We start from the raw sequence: 25,869 nt of genomic DNA on the forward strand, positions 1-25,869 counted from the left end.
CCGGGGTGGGGACGGGCGGCATGGCGCGGCCCCAGCGGCCGTGCTGCCCGGTGTCCGGGTCGGGCGGCGCGAGCAGATGGAGCGGGGCGGGCGCGGCGCCGTCGGCTGCGGGCGCCGGGTCGGGATGCAGGACGCCAGTGAAGGCCCAGGTAGGACGGGAGGTGCGGGTGGCGACCGCGGCGGGCAGGTTGCGGCCCGGGCCCGTGGTCCGGGGGACCAGCAGCGCGACGGGCACCTCGAGAGCGCCGGCGCGCAGCGGCGGCGCCATGTCGAGCAGGGCGAGGAACTCCTCGTCGGACACGGTGATCTCGGGCTGTCCGGCCAGCCGGAGCACGATCCGCCCGTCGGGGTGGGCGTCGGCCCAGAAGACCGCGGCCTCCTCCTGCTTCTGCACCGTCCACGGGTACTCGCTCCTGCGGTGCTCGACGCCGCCGTCGGACTGGGGCATGTGCCGTGTGAACGCCTCCATGTCGAGCCCGCCCGGCGCGGGGTTGCCGCTCCAGTTGAAGCCCGTGAACCGGCCTCCGTCGCGGACCAGGTGGTGCTGCGGGGCGAACGCGCCGAGCGTCGTCAGGTGCAGTGCGGCCAGCGCGGTGTCGTCGTTCACGTCGACGTCGGCCACGACGGCGTGCGCCGCGAGGAACCACAGCTGCCGCTGTCCGGCCGGCGTCCACGGCTGGTCGGCGGGCAGGTGCAGGATGCGGCGGGCCCTGGCCTCGCCGTCCGGGCCGAGGGCGGCCAGCTTGCGGGCCCCGGCGTGCAGGGCCCACAGGACCTGCGCGGTCTCCTTGGGTCCCACCGGACCCGCCTGCGGCGGCCGGCGCAGCACCGTGCGCACCAGGGCCTCGCCGTGCTGGGCGAGCTGCGCGAGGGCGTTGCGCAGGAGGGGGTCACCGATAGCAGTGCTGAGCGGGCCGCTCTGCGGGGCGGCGAGCATCCGCACCGCCTGGTCGAGGGCGGTGCGGTAGTCGGCGGAGGCGGGAGCGCGCCCGCCGGCGACGCGCTGGGCGATCGCGGACCACAGCTCCATGCGGAACGGCGTGAAGCGGCTCAGCTGCGGATCCTGGGCGCGGAGCGTCTCCAGCGCGCCGACGCCCTTGAGCAGCCGCGCGTACCCGGCGGGGTCGGCCTCGGCCTCGGCGCCGAACACCAGGCGCAGCGCGCGCACCAGACGCAGCGTCGTCGCGCGGGCCGCGTCGGGTACGGGGCCGGTGCCGGTGTGCAGCCCGGCGGTGACCGCGTGGGCGTCCAGTTCGGCGGCGGTCGGCTCGGGGTGGAAGTCGAGGCGCACCCCGGGCAGCCCGCCGGGGGTGTCGAACAGGACGCGGGCGCCGACGCCGATGCCGCTGCTCATCAGGGAGCCGTTGACCACGCGGCGGCTCGCGTTGGCCGTGTGCTGGGCGAGCGACAGCTCCTGGAGCGGGTCGTCCGGGGTGGGCGCCATCCGGTTGTCGAGCTGTATGCGCGCGGGGTTGCCGCTGGACGCGGACCAGCAGACCTCCAGGCCCATGCGGTGGTCCCGGGGCAGGTCCCGTACCTCGGGCAGGCCGCCGATGTAGCGTCCGCCGTCCTCGCCGGAGAGCCAGACCGTCCGTCCGTCGCGCAGGGCGAGCTGGAGTCCGCCGGGCAGGCCGTGGGCGGCGAAGGTGTAGGCGGCCGCCTCGGCGGGCTCGCGCGGCTCGACGCTCGTCAGCTTGCTCCCGCCGGGGTACGGAGTGCGCCGCACCAGGCGGGTGGCGTGCGCGTAGCCGCGCAGCAGTTCCTCGCGCTCGCGCACGTCGTCGGCGTGCGACATCCGGCCGAACCGCTCGTCCCGGTCGGAGACCACCGGCCGGCTGTCCACGTCGTCGTCGCGGAACACGGTGCCGTCCAGGGCCGTCCAGGTGCGGTCCACCGGCGGCGCGCTCACCGCGTCCGGGTGCACCGGAACCCAGGCGCCGACCGCGTGCCCGGGGCCGCGGTCGACGAGGACGGGCACGTGGTCGCCCTTCTTGGTGCGCCGCAGCTGCGCCTCGCCGCTGGGCGCCCACACCGTACGGCCGGTACGGCGGGCGAGGGCCCTCAGCATCTCGAGGTGGCGGAAGTTCGCCGCTCCCGGCACCACCAGCACGATCGGCACGTCCGGCGGCAGCTTGGCCAGCTCGGGGTCGGCGGCCAGGGTCGCGGCCAGGTCCTCGGGGCCGAGCACCCGGCCGTCCGCGGTGCGCAGGCCGGCGGGGTCGCTCTCGGCCCACACCGCGTAGGCCCGGTCGCCCCAGGGCGCGGGGCGCGAGTCGGCGCCGTCGGGCGAGGCGTCGCCGACGACGACGCGGGCACTGCCCATGCGCACCCGGCGCACCGCGGTGCCGGTGAGGTTACGGCCGGTGGGGTTCCCGGAGGCGTTGCGCAGCAGGGTCTCGGGCGGCAGGTCCAGGGCGGTGCCGGAGGCGGCCGTGGTGTCGTCGAGGGTGAGCGAGGCCAGGGCGGACGAGGGGTCGGCCGAGGCCTGCCCGGTGGGGTTCTGGCCGGAGGGGGCGAACAGGGACTCCCCGGACTTCCCGCTCCGCGGGTGCGGGGCACCCGGTGCGGTGCGCGCACCGGTGGTCCAGAGGCCGGGTCCCGCGGTCGCCGGGTCGAGCATGAGCAGGACGGTGCGCGGGGCCGTCTCGGGGCCGGTCAGCATCATCGGCCCGGCGGCGGCGTGGGCGGTGCGGCCGGTGCGCTCGGCGAACCGCGTGACGAACCCGGCGGGCAGCGGGGCCGGTCCGGTGGCGAGGAACAGCGCGGGGGCGCCGAGCGGCAGGGTGCCCAGGACCGGATCCAGGTCGAGCAGGGCGAGGAACTCGTCCTGCGAGACGGCGACCTGTCCGCCGGGCAGGTCCAGGGTGATACGGCCGGCCTGGTCGGCGTGGACCAGGTAGACCCGGGGGGCGGGCCGGTCGGCTCCGGCCCAGGGCGCCACGGAGGGGCGGCGGGAGCCGCCCGCCGGGCCCGGCACGGTCTGGAGCGGGGAGCCCCAGTCGACGCCGTGCGGTGCGGCGCTGCCGCTCCAGTTGACACCGGTGGCCTGCCGGTGGTCCGCGAGCTCGGTCGCCGGACCGAACGCGCCGTTGCTCGCCAGGTGGTAGGCGGCCAGCACGTCCGTGTCGCCGATGTCCAGGCCCTCGGCGGCGGCGCGGGCCGTCAGCGCCCACACCTCCTGCTGCCGCGCCGGGGTCCACGGGGCGCTGTCGGGCAGGTGCAGGATGCGGCGGCCCAGCGCCTGCGGCTGCTCACCGGTCGGGGCGCCGGACAGCCGGTGGGCGGCGCGCACGGTGGCCCACAGGGTCGAAGCCCAGTGCCGCGGGGTGGGAGCGGCGTCGGCGGGGAGGTTCTGGACGTAGCGCAGGACGGCCTCGCCGTTGCCGGCGAGCTGCCGGAGCCGCAACGTGAGTTCGAGGGCCGGCGACGGGACCGCCGTGCCGAGCCGTGCGGCGGGGTCGGCTGCGATGACCGCGCGGGCATGGTCGAGCAGCGCGGTCCGGCCGGCCGGGTCGGGTGCCCGCCCGGTGTGCTGCTCGGTGAAGAAGTCCCAGAGGTCCATCCGGAACGGGGTGGCCGTGGAGAGCGCCGGGTCGTTGGCGCGCAGGCGGTCCAGGGCGGCGATGCCCTGCCACAGGCGGGCATGGCGGGCCGGATCGGTCTCGACGTCGCTGCCGTAGGCCTGGCGCAGGGCGCGCACCAGGCGCAGGGCGGTGCGCCGGGTCCTCTCGGGCACGGGGCCGGAACCGGTGTGCAGGCCGCCGTCGCGGGCCAGCCGGTCGAGCGCGGCCCCGTCCGGCTCGGGCCGGAACAGGACGCGGCGGCTCAGGGTGCCGCGGGCCGAGGACATGGCGAGGCGGGTCCGGTCGTCGAGACCGGTGTGGCGGGTGGAGGCGTCGGTCACCCGGCCGGTGGCGTTGGCGACGAGCTGGCCGAGCGGTACGTCCGCCAGCGGGTCGTCGACGTGCGGTGCCTCCGCGAACTGCCGGTGGGACTGGTGCGGGTCGCCGTCCGTGGCGCTCCAGCAGACCTCCAGGTGCATGCGGTGGCCGGGCGGCAGGGCGCGCACCTCGCGCAGTCCGCCGATGTAGCGGGCGGCCTCGTGCTTGTCGAGCCAGACGGTGCGGCCGTCGCGCAGCGGCGCCTGCATCCGGCCGGGGTCGCCGTGGGCGGCGTACAGGTAGACGCCGGCGGGCGGCGGCGCGACCGGCTCCCGCCTCTCCTCGTACGGACCGGTCCCGGTGGGCGCCACGTGCACCAGCTCACGCAGGTGGCGGAAGCGCCGGAAGCGGTCCTCGTCGCGCCGTACCCGGTGGTCGGCCGTGCGGGGCAGGGACAGGCGGCCGTAGTGCCGGTCCTGGTCGTCGGTGAGCGGACGGGTCTCGATCTCGCTCTCCCGCACCCGGGTGCCGTCGACGGCGGTGAACTCCCGGTCCTGCTCGGGCAGGGCCAGGCGGGCGGGCGCGACGGACAGCCACGTGCCGACGGGGTGGGCGGGGTCGGCATCGACCAGGGCGGGGCCGTGGCGGTCGCCGTCGGGCAGCATGCGCGCGTCGCCGCTCGCGCCCCAGACGGTCCGGCCCAGTTTCTCGGCCGCGGCCCACAGCGCCTCCTGGTAGCCGTCGCCCGCGTAGGGCAGGACCAGCAGCACCGGGACGTCGGCCGGCAGCTTCGCCAGCTCCGGGTCGGCGGCCAGCAGGTCGGCGAGGGTGTCCGGGCCGAGGACCCGGCCGTCGGGCAGCCACGCCTGCCCGGCGCCGCCGGGTACGGCGACGACGTAGGCCGTGTCGGGCCAGGGCGCGGACCGGGCGAAGACCCGCGACGGCGTGCCGGGGTGCACCTGGAGGGTACGGATCTTCGTGAGGTCGGGGTCGCTGAGGGGCTTGCCGGTGAGGTTGCGGCCCCGTACGGCGCCCCCGGCCCCCCGGATCAGCGTGCCGGGCGCGAGCAGCGGGTCGCCGGGGCCGGTGAAGGTACCGGAGAGCGGGCGGGGAGCGGGAGCGCCGGAGGCAGGCGCCGGGGCGGACTGGACAGCCGGGGGGAAGAGGTCGGCGGACGGGTCCGGCTGCCCGGTCGTCGTCGGGGTGGCAAGGGAGAACAGCGACGGCTCGCCGCCCTGGCCGTGCTGTCCGTACGGGCCGGGAACCTGCGGCGCCGACGCCCAGGCGCGCGGGCTGTGGTGGCGCGGCGTCAGGTCCAGCCCCGACAGCTCCAGGTCCGTCCCGGTCCGGCCGGCCGCGGCGACCAGCAGGAACGGCAGGCCGACGGGCGGCGCGGGCTCGGTCAGCACGCTGCCCGCGAACTGGGCGGCGATCGACTGCCGCAGCTCGCCCCAGGTCAGCGGAGCGGTGAGGCCCCGCTGCAGACGGTCGGCCTCCAGGGCCTGGAAGCCGCGCAGCAGGGTGTGCAGGGTCGTCCGGTCGTCCTCCAGGTGCGGGCCGTAGACCAGGCGCAGCGCGCGCAGGTGGCCCAGCACCTGCGGAGCGCGGCCGGGGTCGCCGGTCACCTCCCGGGCGAGGCGGGCCAGTTGCGGGCCGGTCGGCTCGGGCCGGAAGGCGGAGAAGGCGTCGCCCTCGGCGAGCCGGAACCGGGCCGGGGCCTGGGCGTCCGGAGCGGTGACGAAGGTCTCGTAGCCGCCCGCCGTGCCCCAGACCCAGCGGTCCAGGACGTTGGCGACGGCCTGGCCGAGCAGCGGCCGCTCCAGCGGGTCGTGGGCCGCGGCGCCGGTGAGGTCGGCCGCGGGGAACAGGACCGGGCGGTCCGGCAGCGACGCGGTGAGGTCGGGATCGGCCGCGAAGAGCAGGTCGGCGAGGCCGTCGGCGTCCAGGACGGCGGACCCTGCGCCGTTCAGCGCTAGGGCGAGACCGGAGGCGTCGCCGCGCAGCCCCACCAGGTAGGGGTCGGTGAACGGCAGCGGCTGCGGGGCGCTCTCGGCGGGGGCGGAGCCGTAGCGCACCCAGGTGAAGTGCCCGGTGGCGGGCAGCAGCCCGTACGTCTGGCGGCGGGCGTCCCGCCAGTCGGCCGCGGGCCGGGAGGACAGGCCGACGGGGCGGCCGCTCGGGGCGCGGTGCTTGAGCAGGGCGATGCTGCCGACCGGGACGTGCGTCCCGTCGGCGGCGACGATCACCGGCGCCCAGGCGACGGGTTCGGGCCGCCGCGCCGGGTCGGCGACGTGGACGAGGGCGTTCCGGATCGCGGTGAGCAGGGCGGCGGTCCGGTCCCGCTCGGCCGGCGGCACGTTGCCCTGGAGGACGGCGGCCCGTTCGGCGGCGTCCCGCAGGGTGCTCAGGTCGGGGTGGTCCGCGGGGACCGGGAAGCCGAGCGCGTAGCGGCCGAGGGTCTCGGCGACGCTGTGCGCGCGGGGCACCGACAGCAGTCCCTGGCGGCGGCCGTCGGCCTGCGGCCAGCCCTGGCCGGAGGCGAGTGCGAGGAAGTCGGCGACGGCCTGGACGGCCGGGTGGCCGAGGACCCGCTCGACGGAGTCGCGCAGCACGTCCTCGGGCAGCGGTGTGTGCAGCTGGGCCGCCCGATGGTAGGCCTGCCCGGTGAGCTGGACCAGTTCATCGACGGCCCGCCGGACCTGCCCGCGGGTCAGGAACCTGCCGGTGTAGCCGAACTCGCGGAGTTCCGGCAGGACCAGAGGGATCCGCAGGCGTCCCTCGTCGGTGTCCAGCTGCGGGTGGTCGTCCATGCCGACCGTCTCCTGCTGGGTCACCAGGCGGCCGTCGGAGGTGCGGCCGGTGAAGGCGGCCGTCAGGTGCTCGCGCGGGCTGGGCGCGGCGGAGGCGGCGGTGTCGAAGAAGCCCGCGAAGTACGGGCGGTCGGGCGACAGCTTGCGCTGGTACTCCTCCAAGGCCCGGGCGATCGTGGCGCGCGCCCGTTCGGTGAGAGCGGACAGGTCCTCCCCGAGCGGGGTGAGCCGGCCGGCGAGGAAGGCGCGGGTGCGGGGGCGCAGTGCGCGAAGGATACGGTCGAGCGGGTTGCGGGAGGCCACCGGCAGGAGGTGCTTGGTGAGCATCGGCTGCGCGCCGGGCAGGGCCGCCCCCTGGATGACCACCCCGGCCGGGCGGGCCGCGACGTGGTGGTAGGCCAGCCAGGCGTAGCCCCACACCTCCTCGATGTCGGGGATGCCGGAGAGGAAGGGCATCAGCTCGGACGGCACGTCGTCACGGCCGAGCAGGCGGCGTACGTAGTGGGCGGTGGCGTCCCGGCCGTAGCCGCGTCCGAGGGAGACCAGGGGGCGCAGCCAGGGGGCGGTGAGGTGGGCAGCGGCGGTGTCCTGGAGGTCGCGGAGCCGGGCGGCCGGGTATCCCGGGGTGGCCTGGGTGAGGAAGGTGTGGTCGTAGCCGCCGGGGTCGGGGGCGACGAGCACACGGATGCGGGGGCCGAGGTCCTTGATCGTCCAGCCGTCGGACGCGGGGAGCAGCTCGGCCAGCGGAGTCCCGCCCTGGCGCGCGCCCGCGACCCCGTCGAGGGCGCGTTCCAGCCGGTCCAGCACCTGCTGCGGGGACTGGCGCCGCTCACCGGTTACGGAGGCCATCGGTTCGATGACGAACTCACCGATGGTGTACGACTCCAGGAAGGGTTCCGGCTCGCCCGGCGCGGTCTCGGGGCGGTGCAGGTGGAAGTTCCCGTCGGCGGTGCGCCAGAAGTCGGTCCAGTCGGTGACGATCTTCAGGCCGGGCGCGGTGGCGAGTTCGATCTTGGCGTCGGGTTCGGCCAGGCCCTGGATGAAGAAGAACCGCCGGTCCTCGACCTCCAGACCGACGCCGGCGTAGCGGTTGCGCTCGGTGGCCGCGTCGAGGGCGGCGTGCGTGGTCGAGGAGGACTGCAGGAACGCCGGCAGGGCGTCCGGCAGCACCTGCCCGGACGGGCCGATCAGCGCCGCCCGGGCCTCGGCCGCGGCGAACGGCGGGGCCTGCGAGGACAGCGTCCGGGTGGCGGGCGCCGACAGGTCGACCCACTCCACCCCTCCGTCGCCGAGGTGGTAGGCCGCCCAGGCGTGTCCCATCACGTGGTTCGGGCGGCGGGCGAGGACGAAGGCGGCGGCGCCGGGCCCGGCGGCCGTGACCGCCTCGGCCAGCGCCTCCCAGGAGCCGACGCGGTTCCAGCCCGGTCCCTGGGCGAGCGCGCCGTCCGGGGCCGGAGTCCGTACGGCGGCGCTGTCGTCGAGGGTGACCGCCGGGCGGACCCCGGCCGGGTACAGCTCGGCCCGCAGCGCGTTGAGGAGCTGCAGGCAGCGTTCCACGGACAGGCCGCGGACGGACTCCCGTTCGATGACCCGGCGGGCGATGCGCAGCAGGTCGGCGCGGTGGTGGACGACGGGCCGGACGGGTGCGGCGCGCAGCGTCGACGGCACGCCCGGGGCGACGGTGGCGGGCGGCGCGAGACGGGCGCCGCCGGGGGCCGCGGGGGCGCGGCGCGGACCGGGCGCGGCCGGGGGCGTGGCGGACAGCGAGCCGAGCAGGGAGCCGGAGACGCCGGTGCCCTCGGCGCGGCGCACCGTGTCGAGGTCGGCGGAGAGCCGGGCCAGGTCGCGCAAGGCGGTCCGGCGGGCGGCCTGCGTCGGCCGGTCGCCCAGGGCGCGCTCGATGTCGCGCAGTGCCTCGGCCGTGACCTCCGGCTCCTGCCGGTACTCCTGCTCCGGCGCGGCGGACTGCTGCTCGGCGGCGACGGCGGCGTCGTGGGCGTCGGCGGCCTCGCGCCAGTCCTTCCAGGCGCCACGCGTGGCGTCGGTCGTGTCGGTGGGGGTGCCGTCGGCGGCGAACGGCCAGTGGCGCGGGCCGTCGGCGGTCCGCACCACCAGCTCCACCGGCCGCGCGGCGTGCACGGCGGTGCGGGAGGCGGCGTACAGGGCGCGGGCGAGACGGCTGCCGTCGGGGTCGTCGCCGAGGTCCAGCCACAGGCGGGCGGTGGAGTCCTCCGGGTCGAGCCCGGCGGCGAGCGCGGCCGGCAGGTCGGTGACCGGGTGCCGGGCCCAGTCGCGCAGGTCCTCCGCCTCCTGCCCGGCGAGCATCGCGGGCACGTCGTAGACCCCGGCGTAGGGGCGTGCGGGGGTGACGCCGAAGCCGAGCAGGTCGTTCTCCCACAGCCGCACGACGGCGGTGCCGGTGACCCAGCGCCGGCCCTCGGGCCCCTCGACGGTGATGACGGCGTCGACCGTCGTCTCGTGGCTGCGGGTGCCGCGCCGGTCGGCGGGCGCGGCGGCGCGCAGCCGGTTCAGGCCGGTGCCGGCGGCGGAGGCGTGCGGCTGCTGGGCGGCGAGCGGCACGTTCAGCGCGAGGAGCTGCCTGCCGGGGCGCAGGCTGTGGGTGCCCTGGTCGGTCGGGGCGAAGGAGCTGTCGGCGGTGGTGGTGCCGGTGGCGCCCCGGGCCCGGTCGACGCCGTCGCTGTCGGTGACCGGCCGGGGCGAGGACAGCGCGATGGACAGCGTGGGCATGCCGCCGGGGCTGCCCAGGGGCCGGCTGCCGGGGATGCGCGGGATGAGTCCGGCGCCGGCGCGGGGCACGTCGAGGCCGAGCTGCCCGGCCTGGACGAGTTCGCCGAGGCGGGCGACGGACGCCTCCACGGAGGCGTCGGCCGGCAGGCCCCAGGAGCTCCGCAGCGCCGGGGCGACCTCGTGCAGCGCCCGGACCAGCTGGGGGAAGGCGTTGAAGCCGTACACGGGGGTGCGTCCGGTGGGCACCAGCAGGGGCGCGGCCGGCGGGGGCGCCGTCAGGACGAGGCCCGCGGGAGCGGCGGAGTCGGCCGTCTCCTGGACCTGGAGCGGAATGCGCAGGGCCGTGTCGCCACCGCCCTCCGGCACCAGGTACAGGGCGGAGGGGTCCGCGACGACCCGGTGGGGCGCGGAGTCCTGGTCCAGGTCCGCCATGACCGCCGACAGGGTGTCCATGTTGGCGACGCGGCCGATCCAGCCGCTGTCGCCCCGCAGGAGCGTACCCGTCGGCGCGTGGACGAAGTCGTGGCCGAACCGCGTCCACCCGGTCGGCGGGATCTCCTCCCCGCCGGGCAGCCTGATGTGCCCGGTGTCGGCGACCTCGTAGCGGAAGGGCTCCGAGCGGGACTCGGCGGGACGGGCGTAGGTGTACCAGCGGTCGGGCCGCGGGTCCGTGGCGGCCGGGACGTCGTCCGCGGCCCTGCCCTTTCCGCGCCCGGTGTCTGCGGACGCGTCCGCGTCGGTCGTGGGTACGCCGGTCGCCGGTACGTCGGAGGCGGGCACGACGAAGGCGGGGTCGACGCCGAAGCGGGGCCGCATGACGGTGACCGGGCGGCCGATGGGCCACTGCTCCGCCACCGGGTCGAGACCGTCGTCGGGCGAGCCGCCCCGCAGGCCGCGGGTGGCGACGTGCCGCGGGCCGCCGCGGTGGTCGTCGACCGTGATCTCCACGGTGGCGGGGACCGCGTCGCCGCGTACGGAGGGCCGGCGGTCGCGCACCGTGACCGGGTCGACGGTGAACCGGTCGGCCGTGAGGTGCGGCTGCGGGGTGCCGTCCTGGAGCGCCGCCAGCGCGTCGGCCAGCTCGCGCCGGAACGAGGCCGCGACCGCCTCGGCACGCACCTTGGAGAGGTCCCGGCCGACCAGGCGCGCGCTGCGCTGCCCGCTGACCGTGACGTCCGGCAGCGGCAGCCCGTTGGCGGCGTTCCACAGCCCCGTCCTGGCCACGATCTTGGCCAGGTGCTGGATGGCGTTGCGCGAACCCTCGGGCGTCTGCTGGGCGTTCTTGTCGAAGGAGACGGACACCGGCAGCGCCTGCTGGCCGCGGACCACGACGGCGGTGAGCGGGTTGGCCTCGGGCGAGGGTCCCTCGGTCAGAAGCTCCGCGTTGGCGTCGTGGGCCGACTCGCCCGGCCGCTGCGAGTACATGCGCATGTACCACAGGTGCTTGCCCGGGATGACGGGTTCGATGGTCCCGACGCGGGACGCGGCGGCGCGGGTGGCAGCCTCGAACTTCCTCTCGGCCTCCGCGTGCTCCGGTGAGCCCGCGGGCGCGGCCCGCATCTCCGTCTGGGCCTGCTTCGCCCTGATCAGGGCGAAGGTCAGGTCCAGGTAACCGCGCAGCTCCGTGAGGTGCTCGTCCGTACCGGCCTGTTCCTGGCGCCCGATCTCCTGACGCAGTTGCGCAGCGGTCTCCCGCAGGTCGTCCAGGCCCTGGTTGCGCAGGTTCGCCAGGACCGCCCTGCGGTGCCGGTCATTGCGCCGCGCGACGCGCGAGTGGTTCTCCAGGGACACCTGGTGGCTGCCGTCCTCGCTGGACAGGACCACGGTGGCGAAGTGGTAGCCGAAGTAGGCACTGCCGGCGTCGACCTGCGGTTTGGCGTAGTTGTGCTCCAGACTCGGCTGGCCGTGGGCGCCGGACGCCGCGACGGACTGGACCAGGTAGCCCTCGCCTACCTCGGCCCACGCGTGCTCGTTGACCCCGATCCGGCGTGCGGCGTCCGACAGGGCGCCGCGGCGCGGGTCGGACTGCTGGGCGAGGCTGAGGGCACTGCCGTACGCGCGGCCGGGCAGCGGACCGCTGCCGTCGCCACCGGTGGGCCGGTCGTCCCGGCGGACGAACGAGGCCGCCCACGCCGGGTCCGCCGTCTCCGGCCGCATGTCGCCGTCCGCGACGTGGCCCAGGGCGTCGGCCAGGTGGTGGGTGCCGGTGACCTCGGTCCCGTCGGAGGCGTTGACCGGCGCCGTGACCGCCGGGCCGCCCCCGGGGGCGCGGAAGACCGTGTGCGACGTGCGGGCGTTGCCGGCCAGCATGTCGGCGAAGTCCCGGCAGACCTCCTCCGTGGACTTCCCGGAGTGGGTCAGGAAGTCGGGCATCACGCGGAACAGCCGTCTGCTGCCCCCGTCGGGGGTGGGCAGGACGATGCTCAGGTTCTCGTCGGTCCGCAACCGCACCGCCATGCCCGCACGCGCCAGCTTGACCGAGGCGCTGTCGACGGCCTCCCGCGTCGCGAAGACCTGCTGCCCCGGCGTGTCGTCCTCGACGGCGAGCGTGCGGTCGGAGGAGATCCGCAGGGCGGGGCGCGCGGTGACGAGCGTCTGGTCGTAGTCCTGCTCGGACAGGAGGAGCTTGGGGGCGTCCTCCGTGCCCGACAGCGCCCGCGGGGTCTGCCACCCACCGTGGGCCCTGCCGGGTTTGCGGAACAGCACACCCTCGCCGCGGTTGTCCACGACACCGTAGTCCGTCGTGGTCAGCGGCTCGGCCCGGCGCGCCTGGATCCCGTCGCCGGGCTCGGAGTCGTTCTCGTACAGGCCGACGATGTCCGAGAGGTCCCCGTCGCTGCCGGCGTCCTGGTTCGGCCGGACGGAACTCCACACCGTGCCGACACCGTCGCGGACGGGACCCAGCGTGATGCGGTCGGTGCCGGTCCGCCAGTCCGTGGACGGGCGCGGGGCGTGCTCGGAGAACCACACCCGGGCGCCGGTCAGATCGGCGACGTGCTGCGCCAGGGACTCGATGTCCTCGTGCGGGAAGGCCAGGACGATGTCGCTCTTCCCGTGCCGCGCCGGGTCCCGCGTGACGAGCCGGGCGAACTCGCCGGCGTCGTCCAGCGTGACCATGCCGTCGGGCGTGTTGAGCCGGACCGAGTCCCCGTGCTCCTCGGCGAGGACCACGTACGGGTCCGACCACTGCGCGGGCCACACGCTCAGCCCGCCGTCCTCGTGCTCCACCGCGTAGGTGTCCAGGAGCGGCACCTGGTCCCCGCTGCCGGTCCAGTTCCGCACGGTGCCCTCGTCCCGCGTCAGCCGGGTCTCCCGGCCGAGGGCCGCGTCGTGGCGCCGCATGTACGAGGCGAGGGCGTCCTCGGCGGCCAGCTCGGCCGGCGAGGCGCTGAGCGCGAGCGACCCGAGGAACAGGAGGTGCCCCTCGCCGACCGGGGTGTTCGGACGGAGCCCCAGCACCCGCCTGGCCAGGCCGTGCAGTTCGCCGAGCACACCGGTGGCGCTGCCCGTCGCGTCCGTGTGCTTCCGCGCGAGTTCCCGCAGCGCCATCGCCGTGCCGACGAGCATCTCCGGCGAGTGGTCGTCGCGGGCCGCGGAGCCGAAGAGGAGGTCGAGGTACTCCTCGGGCGTGAGGTCCGGGTCGCCGTCCTGGCTGCCGGTGTCGTCGCTGGTGTCGTCGGCGAACCGGAACTGCGCCAGCCTCTCGGCCTCGGGGTCGTCCGCGAACCGGAACTGCGCCAGCGCCTCGGCATCCGGCCGTGAGAGCCGGGGCCGGCCGCCCCCGCCCTCGGCGCCGGACAGCGTGTTCAGGTCGTACGCCTCCTCCTCGCCCCGAAGGCCAGCGGCCGGGTCCTGCGTGTACGAGCCGGTGCGGACGTCACGGGCGTCGCCGTGGGCGGACGGACCGGGGGCGTTCGCCGGTGCCGGGGCGGTGCCGCCGGAGGAGGCCAGGGGCGGCGCGGCGGGCGCGGTGGGTCCGGCGGCGTCCTCGGGGCGCAGGTTCCCGTCGAGGGCCGCGCGCAGGAGAGGGCTGAGGGTGTTCGCGGTCAGGGACCGGTCCCAGCCCTGGCGGGCGGCGTACTGGCCGGCGATGTGCTGCAGGCCGGCCCAGGTGAGCGGACCGGGGTCGGTGCCGCCGGCGGCCTGGAAGCGGAGCTCCTCCAGTCGTCCGAAGCCCTCGATCAGTTCGTGGAACTCCGTCTCGCGCGCCGGGTCGCTGTCGATGTCCAGGCCGTGGGTGAGGCGCAGGGCCCGGACCCAGTGCAGGGCGCGGGTGGTGCGCCGGGGCAGCTGGGCGGGCAGTCGGCCGAGGTCGGCCAGGGCACCGAGGGCGGTGGCACGGGGCTCGGGACGGAACTCGTCGAAATGCCCCTGGGGGCGGTCGGGGTCGTCGAACTTGATGACGCGCGGGGGCAGGCCGTTCTCGGCGTCGGCGGTGCCGACCTGGGCGTCCGAGGCGAAGACGGTGCGGCCGGTCTCGTTGGCCACATGCTGCGCGGAGGGCGGGACGGACAGCAGGTCCTGGCCGGGCCGGGTGAAGGACAGCTCGCACCACAGCGCCCACACCGGCTGCTCGGGCGGCAGGGCCTGGAGGCTCTTGCGCCGGGCCAGCATCCGGCCGAGCTGGACGGGCGGGGTGGCCTGGTTGGCGCCGGTGCTGCGGCGGGGCACGGTGGTGCGTCCGCTGTCGCCGTGTCCGACGGCGATGTAGGAGTCGGCCAGGGCCCGCGGCAGGGGCAGCGCCCCGCTCTCCTTGGAGCCGTGGACACCGGGCAGCGAATCCAGGAAGTCGGAGTAGTGCTGGACGGCGGACAGCGGGCGCATGGACTGCTCGCGCAGGGCCATGTCGTGCGCGTCGAGGAACGCCCGCCCGGTCAGCCGCTGCCCGTCGATCGTAGGCAGCGGATACGAGTGGATGTCGCTGTCCGGGAAGACGGTGCCGTCGGAGGCGGTGACGGTGGCTTCCGGGTCGTCCGGGACCAGACCGGGGTCGGCCGGGATCCAGGAGCCGGCCGGATCGTCCGCCGAGTCCGGCGTCGCCAGGACCGGTGCCCGCCGTCCGCCGGGGACCGGCTGCAGGCGCAGGTCACCGTTGGTGAACCAGGCGCGGGTGCCGGTGCGGTCCGCGATCACCCGCGCCAGGGCCTCGTTCTGACCGTTCTCCTGCTCCCCCATCAGGAGGACGACGGGGACGCCCGGCCGCCGCTCGGGGTCGTGCAGCACGATCTCGGCGAACTCGGCGTCCGACACCGGCGTCCCGGCCACCACGACCAGGCCGTCGTCGTTGCGTTCGGCCACCACCGCGTGGGCGGTGGGGCCCCAGGGCGCGGGACGTACGCCCTGGAAGTCGGCGGTCTGCTCCAAGTGCAGGGCGAGGCCGGGACGTCCGGTCCAGTTCCGTCCGTGCGGCGTGCCGTCCGGCCCGCTGAGCGAGGACGCCGGCGGATACCCCTGCCGGGTCAGCCCGTACGCGGCGATCGCGGCCAGACTGCCGCTGCGCCCCCGCCGGTGGGCACTGCTCACGACGGTGAAGGCGTCGAAGTGCCGGGCGGCGTCCACCGGAGTGCCGGCCGGGAGGTGCAGCACCATGCGCGTGATGCCGTCCAGGTCCAGCGGCTCCCGGCCGAAGTCGGGGTGTCCGGCGCGCGCCGCCTCGATCACGCGCAGGGAGTTGAACAGCCCGTTGCGCATCTCCTGCGACAGCGGCTGCGAGCCGAACGTGGCGTCGATGACGTTCCACAGTTCTCGCAGACGGCGCTGGACCGCGTCGTCCGCGGGCGGCGCCGCCGCGGGGCCGGCGGCGTCCTCGGGGCGCAGGTCCCCGTCGAGGGCGGCACGCAGCAGGTGTTCCAGGGAGTTGGCGGACAGCGAGCGGTCCCAGCCCCGGCGCACCGCGTACTCGCCGGTGATGTGCTGCAGACCGCCCCAGGTGAGCGGACCGGGGTCGGTGCCGCCGGCGGCCTGGAAGCGGAGCTCCTCCAGCCGTCCGAAGCCCTCGATCAGTTCGTGGAACTCCGTCTCGCGCGCCGGGTCGCTGTCGATGTCCAGGCCGTGGGTGAGGCGCAGGGCCCGGACCCAGTGCAGGGCGCGGGTGGTGCGCCGCGGGAGCTGGGCGGGCAGTCGGCCGAGGTCGGCCAGGGCGGTCAGGGCGGTGGTGCCGGGTTCGGGGCGGAACTCGTGGAAGTGGCCCTGGGGGCGGTCGGGGTCGTCGAACTTGATGACGCGCGGGGGCAGGCCGTTCTCGGCGTCGGCGGTGCCGACCTGGGCGTCCGAGGCGAAGACGGTGCGGCCGGTCTCGTTGGCCACATGCTGCGCGGAAGGCGGGACGGACAGCAGGTCCTGGCCGGGCCGGGTGAAGGACAGCTCGCACCACAGCGCCCACACCGGCTGCTCGGGCGGCAGGGCCTGGAGGCTCTTGCGCCGGGCCAGCATCCGGCCGAGCTGGACGGGCGGGGTGGCCTGGTTGGCGCCGGTGCTGCGGCGGGGCACGGTGGTGCGTCCGCTGTCGCCGTGTCCGACGGCGATGTAGGAGTCGGCCAGGGCCCGCGGCAGGGGCAGCGCCCCGCTCTCCTTCGAGCCGTGGACACCGGGCAGCGAATCCAGGAAGTCGGAGTAGTGCTGCATCGCGGACAGCGGCCGCATGGACTGCTCGCGCAGGGCCATGTCGTGCGCGTCCAGGAACGCCCGCCCGGTCAGCCGCTGCCCGTCGATCGTAGGCAGCGGATACGAGTGGATGTCGCTGTCCGGGAAGACGGTGCCGTCGGAGGCGGTGACGGTGGCTTCCGGGTCGTCCGGGACCAGACCGGGGTCGGCCGGGATCCAGGAGCCGGCCGGATCGTCCGCCGAGTCCGGCGTCGCCAGGACCGGTGCCCGCCGTCCGCCGGGGACCGGCTGGAGGCGCAGATCGCCGTTGGTGAACCAGGCGCGGGTGCCGGTGCGGTCGGCGATCGCCCGGGCCAGGGCCTCGTTGCGGCCGTCCTCCTCGCCCATCAGGAGGACGACGGGGGCGCCCGGCCGCCGCTCGGGGTCGTGCAGCACGATCTCGGCGAACTCGGCGTCCGACACCGGCGTCCCGCCCACCATGACCAGGCCGTCGTCGTTGCGTTCGGCCACCACCGCGTGGGCGGTGGGGCCCCAGGGCGCGGGGCGTACGCCCTGGAAGTCGGCGGTCTGCTCCAAGTGCAGGGCGAGGCCGGGACGTCCGGTGAAGTTCCGGCCGTGCGGCGCACCGTCGGGGCCGGTGAGTGAGGTCGCCTGCGGATAGCCCCCCTTGGTCAGCCCATAGGCGGCGATCGCGGCCAGGCTGCCGGCGCGGTTCCGGCGGTGGGCACTGCCCACCACGAGGAACGCGTCGTAGTGCTGGGCGGCGTCCACCGGTGCGTCGGGTGGCAGGTGCAGCACCATGCGCGTGATGCCGTCCAGGTCCAGCGGGTTCCGGCCGAAGCGGGGGTGCCCGGCGCGCGCCGCCTCGATCACGCGCAGGGAGTGGAAGAGTCCGTCGCGGGTCGCCTGCGGCAGCGGCTGCGAGCCGAAGGTGGTGTCGAGGAGCTCCCGCAGTTCCCGGAGGCGCCGCTGGATGGCGTCGTCGGCGGGCGGCGGCGCGGCGGGGACGGGACGGGCGGGCGGCACCGGGGCGGGCACGGGCGCGGGTGTGTGGGGCTGCGGCACGTGCGTGCCGGTGGTGCCGTCCCACAGGGCGCGGACGGCGACGTAGGCGTCGCTGCCGTCGCCCGGTCCGCCCTCGGCGACGTCGAACAGGGCGCGGGTGCGGGCCAGCGCCTCGTTCTCGATGTCGGTGAACTCGACGGGGTTGACGTCCGCGGGACGCACTCCGCGCGGGCGGGCCGGTGCGACGCTGCGCGGGTGACGGGGTGCGGGCCGGGGGCCCTCGCCGTACAGCCGGCGCAGCAGCGGGTACAGGGCGGGCTGGCGGGTGCGCACCCATTCCGGGCCGTCGTTGACGCGGGGCAGCCCGGTGTTGTCGTCGGTGCCACCGTTGGTCATGAGGTAGACGTTGGTGAGCTGGGCGAAGAACTCCCGCTCGTCACGGCTGCTGTAGTTGGGGGCGCTGCGGCGGCCCTGGGCGTCGTAACCGTAAAGGGGACCGTCGGGCCAGTTGCCCGCCTCGCCGTGTCGTGTGGTGGTGCGGAAGGCGTTGGTGATGCGCTGCCGGTCGACGGCGTTCAGACCGTGCTGGTGCACGGTGTGGGCGAACTCGTGCGTGGTGGTCGAGTAGCCGTCGGCGTAGGCGGTCTCGCCGGTGGTGACGGTGGTGCGCTCGCCGAGCAGGTTCTCCTCGGTGACGGCCGCGGCGCGCGCGCCGACGCCGCGGACCTCGTCCCAGGGGCGGCCGTCGGCCGTGAAGGCGCCCCGCAGGAAGCGGAAGGCGTCCACGGAGGTCATGGCCTCGGTCCTGGGCACCACCACGACGCGGGAGCCGCCCTTGAGGAGCCGGGCCGTGACCTCGGGGTCGTGCAGCATCCCGGCGATCTGGGTGCGGGCCCGGTCGCGCGCGGAGACGGGCTGCTCGACCCCGGCGGGCACCTGGATCATGAGATGCGCCGCGACCGAGGCGAACTCGTCGGGGGTGAGCGTGGTGCGCAGGGCGTCCACGAGCGAGGGGTCGGAGGCCAGGCGTTCGCGGTCGGCGGGCGGCAGGAGCGCCAGGGCGGCGTCCCGGTCGGCGGTGGACATGCCGGGCAGCCGGGCGGCGAGCGCGCGGACCGGGTCGGCAGCCACCTCGGGGATGGTGCGCAGCGCGTCGGCGAGCGTGGTCAGTTCGGTCCGCAGGCCGGGCAGGTCCCCGTCGGTGACGCCGAGGGCGCGCCAGGTCCCCTCGTGGCGGGCGAGGGTTTCGGCGTCCAGGGCCGCGGTGTCGAGCAGTTCGCTGAGCCGGACGGTGAGGGAGGGTGCGGCGCCGGCGGGCCGGGCGGAGCGGTAGACGTCCTCGCGCGCGGTGACCGGGCCGAGGGCGCGCGGGCCGTCGGCGGAGGCGGCGCGCGACGCCCACAGCAGGTCGAGGAGGTCGCGTCCGCGCAGCTCCGGGTCGGTGGCGGTGGCCAGGGCGAGGGCGGCGTCGGCGACGGAGTCGGCGGGCGCGGGCACGGTGAAACCGTCGACCGTGACGGTGTCGGTGAAGGGCCGGTCCACGGCGGTGATCCTGATCGGGACGCCGTCCACCGACACGTTCAGGACCCGGCCGCCGCCCGTGACGGCGGGCGTCCGCACCGGCGCGCCGGGGAACTCCCGCTCCAGCGCCCGGCGGATCTCGGTGGCGGTGGGGAGAGTGCTCGCGGAGAGCTGGAACTCCACGGCGTCCAGCGGCCGGGGCACCCCGAACTGCACCCGGCCGCGGGCCGCTCCGGCCAGCACCACGGAGTGGCCGAGGTTCTGCAGCACGGTGCCGACCCGGCGGCCGGTGTCCAGCGCGTTGCCACCGATGGAGGCGCCGGTGGGGGCCGCGGGCAGGGGCGGCGGGACGGAGGCCGGGTCCTGCTGCGACAGCGGCGGGGCCGGCGGTGCGTACGCCGTCCCGACCTCGGCCGCACGGGCCGCGTCGGCGGCCGCCTGCGCGCGCAGGAGGCCGTAGCGGAACTCGTAGCTGTGGGTGTGCCCGGACCGCACCTGGCGCCGGTAGTAGGACGGGAAGTCACCGGCTTCGCCGGAGAACAGGTCGGCGTTGGTACCCGACCTGCCCGCGTCGGCGATGAGCCGCCGGTGCGTGATGGTGTTGTCGAACTCGATGCGCTCCATCTCACGGCCGTAGTACGCCGCGGGCGAGATGCCCTCCTGGGCGGCCCAGTGCTCGATGCTGCCGTCGTAGGCGTAGCCGTCCCATGCGGCGCGGCGGGCGTCTGCGGAGCCGTTGAGCAGCTCGAACAGAGCGGCCCCGAACAGACGGCTGTCACCCGCCCTGCGCACCGCGGCATGGTTCGGATTCAGCACGACCGTCCGGCTGCCCGACGCCCAGTGACCCACGCCCGAGCCCTGCGCACGGCCGAACGTCACGGTGATGGAGTCGAGGGAGGCCAGGAGCGGACCGGCCACGGCGCTGAGGAACTGGGCGAGTTCCCTCATCAAGGGGCCATCGCGGTCCGTCGTGAAGAGCACTCCGCCCACCGTGCCGGTGAACGCGCGCGAGGAGGACCTGTGCGAGGGCCCGTAGGCCAGATCCGAGTCGTAGTCGGAGGACGACGCGGAGGACCCCGGCATCGAACCGTAGGCCAGGGCCGAGTCGTAGCCGGAGGACGACGACGCGGGGGAGTCCGGCATCGAACCGTGGGCCAGGTCCGCGTACTGGCCGGCGGAGGTGGAGCGCCCGCCCCTGCGCCCGCCGCGCCCGCTCAGCGTGTCCAGCTCGTACGCTTCTTCCCCTTCCGGGAGCCCCGGCAGGTCCTCGGCGGACACGGGAGGGGACGGGGGCAACGGGACGGCGGCCGGGTCCTGTGCCGCCGGCGCCGTCCGCGCGGCGCTGCCGGTCCGCGTTCCCTGATCGTCGGTCCGCGTGACCGGAGCGGGTGCCGGCGTACGCGGGACCAGCGGGACGAAGTCGCCGCCGCGGCGGCGGAGCCGGAGGTGCGGGCCGCTGTCGCCGACCGGTCCCGGATAGGTGTGGGCGGTGCCGTTCTCCTCGACCAGGGTGACGGTGGCGCCGGTGGCGGCGGCGGCCCACTCGGCGACCGCCCGGTCGGCACCGGGACCCCAGGGAGCCTGGGCGAGGTGGCGGCGCAGGTGGCTCTCCAGAGCCTCCGTGCTCGGCGCGGGAGCGCCGTGGCGCGGTACGAGGGGCGGCGGCGAGAACAGCGCGTCCCGCTCGGCCGGGGTGCCCGGCAGGCCGTTCAGCCGCATCAGCTGGGCGGGCGGCGCCCCGGCGCGCATCCGCAGACGGGCGGCCTCCTGGTGGTCCAGGCCCGGCTGCTCGGCGGCGTGGCGCAGGGCCGTGGAGAGCGCGCCGAAGAAGCCGTTGCCGCGGCCGGTGGGCTCGCCCTGGGTGTAGGTGGCGCCATCAGGTGCGGTGAGGACGCCGTCGCGGGCGAGGCGGTAGCGCGGGCCGGTGCCGTCGGCGGGCGGCAGCCAGGGCGGGGTGGTGTGGCTGCGGTGCGCGGGCGGCTGCGCGGGGCGCGTGCCCTCCGAATCCGAGGTCCCCGAGGTTTCCGGGGCGGGCAGCGGTGCGGTGACCGGGGCCGGGGTGCCCGGCGGCAGGGCGGCGTGGAAGAAGCCGTCGGCGGAGAACAGCACCGGGTCGGCGGCCGGGTCGACGGCGGCCGGGTCCACGCCGTGCGGGAGGAACAGCTGGTCCCGGCCCTCGCCGGTGACCACGGTCAGCGGGGTGCCCAGGACCCGTGCGGCGAGGGCGGGCAGCAGGTCGGCGCCGCCGTGGTCGCCGGCGCGCCGCTCGGGCGGGGTCGAAATGCCGTCCGGCCGCCCGGTGCCGTCCTGGACCGGCTCGGCCGCGAACGGGCGGGACAGGGCGGCGGTCGCCAGCGCCACCCGCTGCTCCGGAGTCGGCCAGAACGTCTCCGGAAGGCGGCCGAGGGCGTCGAACTCGGCCTGCTGGGCCGGGGTCAGCACCACACCCGCCGCGTCCAGTTCCGCCTGCGTGAAGGTGTCGGCGACGTCCAGGGCGAGGGCGTCGAGCAGGTCCTCGTTGCCGTCCTCGCCCAGCGCCCAGGCGAGGCGGTCGCGGGCGGCGCCGACGGCCTCCGCGGTCACCGCGGGGTCGGCGGGGGAGGCCGTGAACCGGTCGGCGAGGTCGGTGCCGAGCAGGTGGGGCAGCCGGCCCCGGTCCCGGGCGGCGGCCAGCAGCGCGTGGAAGAACGAGGCGCCGTCGTGCGGCACGGCGTGCACCTCGCGCACCGTGGCGCCGTCGGGGGAGGTGAGCGTGCGCGGGGCGGAGTCGGTGGCGTCGGTGACCTTGTACGGCTCCGGCGCCTGCGAGCGCCAGTCCGGCGCGGTGTACTCCTGCGGCACGTCCCTTACCGGCACCGCGGCCGAACCCTGGTGGTGGGCGGTGAGGCGGGACGCGGCGAGGTGCAGCCGGTGGTGGTCCGCGGCGGCGGCGTCCACGCGCCCCTCCCACAGCCGCACCGCGTCGCGGGCGGCCTGCCAGGCGACGACCGCCGGGGACTCGGCGACGTCCCGGGTCAGCACGGTCGCCAGTGAGGGGTCGTCGTCGCCGAGCGCGGTCCGCTCCCCGGGGCTCAGGGAGAGCCAGGTCTCACGGGCCCGCGCACGGGCGTCGTAGTACCCCTTTTCCGCCTCGGCGAGGTCCTCGGCGGCCTTGGCCATGTCGTCCCAGGCCGTGGCGACCTCGTCGGGGAACGTGGTGTCGTCCAGGAGGCCGTACTCGCGGGCGACGTCCTCGCTCAGCCAGACCAGGGCGGTGGTCTCGGCCTCGGCGGCGCGCGGGCCGCGCTTGGCCCTGCCGAGTGCGTGCAGCGGGCGGCTGTCGCTGATCCGGTGGTCCGCCTCGGCCACCGTCAGCCAGCTCACCGGCACCGAGAACAGCATGCCGCGGTCGGGGGTGGCCTTGACGGCCGAGCCGACGCTGCTGTCCGGGCCGCCCTTGAGCGCGGTGGCGTTCTCGGTGCCGCCGACCGGGACCGGGAAGCTCGGGACGGCCGCACCCGCGTTGCCGGTGGTCAGGATCGGCGTGGTGGTCACCACGCCCTCGACGGAGTCCGGGATGCCGGTCTCCTGCGCCTCGGAGCTCTTCGGCTTCCGCCCGGCGGACATACGGGGCTTGCTCTCCACGGCGAGCAGCCGCGCGCCGCGGCGGTGCATCTTCGCGTAGAGGCGGGAGTCGGCGGTGTGGGCCTGGCCGAACAGGCGGGCGGAGGTCTGGGTGGGCAGGGCGGAGCCGTCCGCGCCGAGGGCCTCGAGGAAACCGGCGGTCAGCCCGTCCTGCGAGGTGGCCTCCTGCTGCGCCTGCGCGGGCGCCGTGCCCAGGCCGGTGAGCGGGGTGAGGCGGGCCATGCGCACCCGTGCGGCCAGGCTCTCGCCGGTGTGCCGGGTGCCGAGGTCGCCGTCGCCGAAGCCGTCGGCGCGGGCGGTGGCCAGGGTCAGGGCGTCCTGCACGTTGGCCGCGCCGCGGACGTCCACGGCGACGACGCCGGAGCGGACCCGCTCGTCGAAGGGCAGGACGTCGGGGTCGGGGCCGCGCGTGCCGTCACCGGCGCCGCGCCAGGCGGCGACGGCTTCCGGCCGGGCCTGCTCGGCCGTCAGCATCCGCACCGCGCGCTCCGGTTCGGGCACGTCCTGCTCGGTGAGCGCGCCGTCGTCCCCGTCCCCCACCGGGGTGAGCAGGCCCGCCGACACGATCTCGTTGAGGGTGCCGACCTGTGTGACGGCCCGCGGCGGGAGCGCGTCGCCGACCGCGTCCGTCATGGTGACGGTCAGGACATAACTGGTGACGACCTCCGCGTGCGCCTGCGAGGTGCCCATGCCCGGCGTCTCGGAGCTGCCCTGGGTCCCGGTCCGGCTGTTCGACGGCTGCTGGGCCGCCGTGCCCTGGACCGAGGGGTTGGCCAGCAGGGGACCGCTGCCCGTCGAGCGGAGACCGGCGCTCAGGGTGACGTCGCCGCCCTGGTCCCGGGTGGCGCTGTCGGCGTCCTCGCGGGCGTTTCCCCGGCTGTCGCTCAGCTCGTACCCGGTGCGCAGCCGCTCCACGGTCGTGGTGACCGGCGTCAGCTTGAACCGGACCTGTCCGGGGCTGCCCCCGACCGGCAGGTGGTGCGGGCTCGACCAGGTGCGGTAGTGGACCGGCAGGCTCATCCCGTCGGTGGTCAGCTCGTGCAGGTTGGCGCGGAGGAAGTCCGGCGAGAGCCGCTGCAGGACCTGCTCCCGGTCGTGCGAGGGCACGCCCGCCTTCTCCAGGCGCCGCATCAGGTCCGGCGCCGCTCCGCTCGCGTCGAGCTGGCCGCCGGGACGGGTCGGGAAGCGCCGGCCGCGCAGGAAGCCCGGCACCCGGTAGCCGCCGCCGAGGTTGCGCGGGGTGGCGGTGCCGAGTCCGTCCGGGGCGAGCCCGGCCTCGATGGCGTCCTGCATCGGCAGTTGGAACATCACCGCGTCGCGGATCCGCTGGAGGGCGGCGGCGGCCCGGCGCGGGGACAGTCCGCGCCCCAGGCGCTCGGACAGCCGTCCGGCGGCGGAGCTGATCCGGTCCCCGGCGCGGGTGCCGACCATGCCCATCGCGGCCGTCCAGCGGTCCCGCACCGCGACCGTCTCGGTGGCGTCGGCGACCACCAGGTACATGCGCCCGGCGAAGGTCAGGGTCGTGCTGCGTCCCCGGGCGATGCTCCGCGAGACACCGCGGCCCTTGCCCCAGGCGTACTGGAGCGCGGACGAGTACGCCCCGACCAGCGCCTCGTTGCCGGACACCTGCTGCACGGGCATGTAGGCGCCCTGGAGGCCGAGCGTGGTGCGCGAGGTGGTGCTCTCGCTGCCGACGACCTTGTGCTCGTTGCCGAGGGCGCGCTCCATGCCGGACGGCTTCGGGTCGCTCATGACCCGTACGTTGTCCAGCTCGCCGCGGACCGCGGCCTTCAGATAGTGCGCGCGCAGCGGCCCGGCGCCGTTGAGCCCGGTGATCCGGGAGCCGAACGGGCCGAGGTACTGGCCGAGCTGCCCGGCCACGCTGAGGTTCGCCATCGCCCGGCGCAGCGCGGTGCGCACCGGTGTGCCGGGCGCGCTGACGTGCCAGGAGGAGCCCGAGGCGCGGTCGGCGGTGTCCTGCATCAGCTGCTGGCGCTGCGGGCCGCCCTCGGTGCTGAGCACCACGTGCGGGGCGCTCAGCAGCCGCTTCACGAGGCGTTGGGCGTCCGATTCCGTCCTGGGCAGCGGGCGGGTGCCGTCGAGGAGCTGGTCCGCCTCCAGGGCGGACAGCCGCTGCGGTGCGGACGCGGGTCGCGGCGCGCCGGCGGGCGGGTCGGTGGGGGCGTACCGGTCGGAGCCGTGCGCCGTGGGCACGGCCAGCTCGACCCGTCCCACCGTCTCGGTGCCCCGGTCGAACAGCGGGCGCTCCTCGACCTTGCTGACGAAGACGCCCGTGCCGAGCAGGCCGACCGACAGCAGCCGGGCCCAGCCGCGCGGGCGGCGGTGGCCCTCGAAGGAGGCGCTCAGGTCCACCTGGTAGCTGTAGAGGTCGACGCCGGTCTGGGAGGTCAGGTGGTCGTGGGTGACCGTGATCGTGTTCCGGGTGGCGTCCTGGTAGCCCCGGGCGTAGCGGGCACCGACCATGGTGTTGCCGGTCCGGCCCGGCATGTCGGGGCCGGGCACCTTGTCGTGGTCGCGGGGCGAGATGCCCACCTCGACACCGGCGGTGTAGGTGCTGGCCTGCTGCTGGCCCTGGCCGGACACCTCGTTGCCCACCACCGAGTTGCGCATCGACCGCTCGCTCAAGGGGGCCTCGAAGCGGCGGTCGGTCAGCCGCGCCCGCAGGGTCAGCGTGTGGTGGCCGCGGCGCACCTTGCCGTCCTCGGTGAGCGTGACCGGGATCCCGGTGGTGGTCAGCTCGTCCAGGCTCTGCGTCAGGGTGGGCCGGTTCAGCGCCTCGCGCACCTGCCGGTCGTTGTACAGCGCGGTCCGCAGCCGCCCGTCCCCGTACCAGAGCCGGGCAAGGCGCGGGTGCCGCACCATCAGCGGCGGCACGAACAGCGACGGGTACGAGCGGTGCAGCGTGTCCAGGACGGCGTCCGCGAAGACCCGCACGGGGTCCTGGGACACGCTCTCCTGGACGGTGGAGTCACCGCGGGAGGCGCCCCGGGCGTCCTGGACGGTGGAGTCGCCGCGGGAGGCGCCCCGGGTGTCCCGCGCGTCCCGGGTGTCGTCGGGAGCGATGTCGTCCGTGTCACGGGTGTCGACGGGAGCGATGCCGTCCGGGGAATCGTCCCGGACGTCCGCGGGAGCGCCGTCCTGCCGGGCGGGCGACGGATCCTGCCCCTCCGCCTGCTCGAAGATCGTGGGCAGCACCTGGGCGCGCGGCTGCGGGCGGAAGCCCTCCGCGCGGACCTGGCCGCCCAGGTGCACCGGGTCCTCCCGGGTGAGGTACCACGGCACCGGCGGCTCGGCGTCCGGGTTCGGCCCCGTCCGGCCGGGCGTACGGCTGTCCCAGCCCGCGAGCCTGCGGGCGTCCTGGGTGGAGATCCAGTCCAGGCTGACCACCCGCACCGGCCGGACCGCGGACGGCGGCTCACCGGCCCTGCGGACCATCAGGGTGCGCTCCATCCGGTAGAGCGCCATCGGCTGGTTGCGGACCCGGCCGACGACCTTGCGGACCGCATCGGTGCCCAGGTAGTGACCCCGCCCGGTGGCGAGGTCCGTACGGACCATCGGACCGCCCTGGACGCGTACGTCGGTCAAGGGCCCGGCGAACTGGTGGTTCGGCCCGGAGGTGACCTGGAGTCCGAACCGGGTCTCGCGGACGTGACCGC

The 25,869-nt window shown here is 76.2% G+C and carries 1 protein-coding gene (running past both ends of the window); it reads right to left on the bottom strand.

Every position in this 25,869-nt window falls within one protein-coding gene, locus IE271_RS22000, for a lonely Cys domain-containing protein, read on the bottom strand. The gene is 46,914 nt long; 13,331 of those nucleotides lie to the left of the window and 7,714 to its right, leaving coding positions 7,715-33,583 in view (codon 2,572, partial, through codon 11,195, partial); the first complete codon in reading order (the gene reads right to left) occupies positions 25,865-25,867. The start codon and the stop codon both lie outside this window.

The organism is Streptomyces minutiscleroticus (genome assembly GCF_014650875.1).
Taxonomy (GTDB): Bacteria; Actinomycetota; Actinomycetes; order Streptomycetales; family Streptomycetaceae; genus Streptomyces; species Streptomyces minutiscleroticus.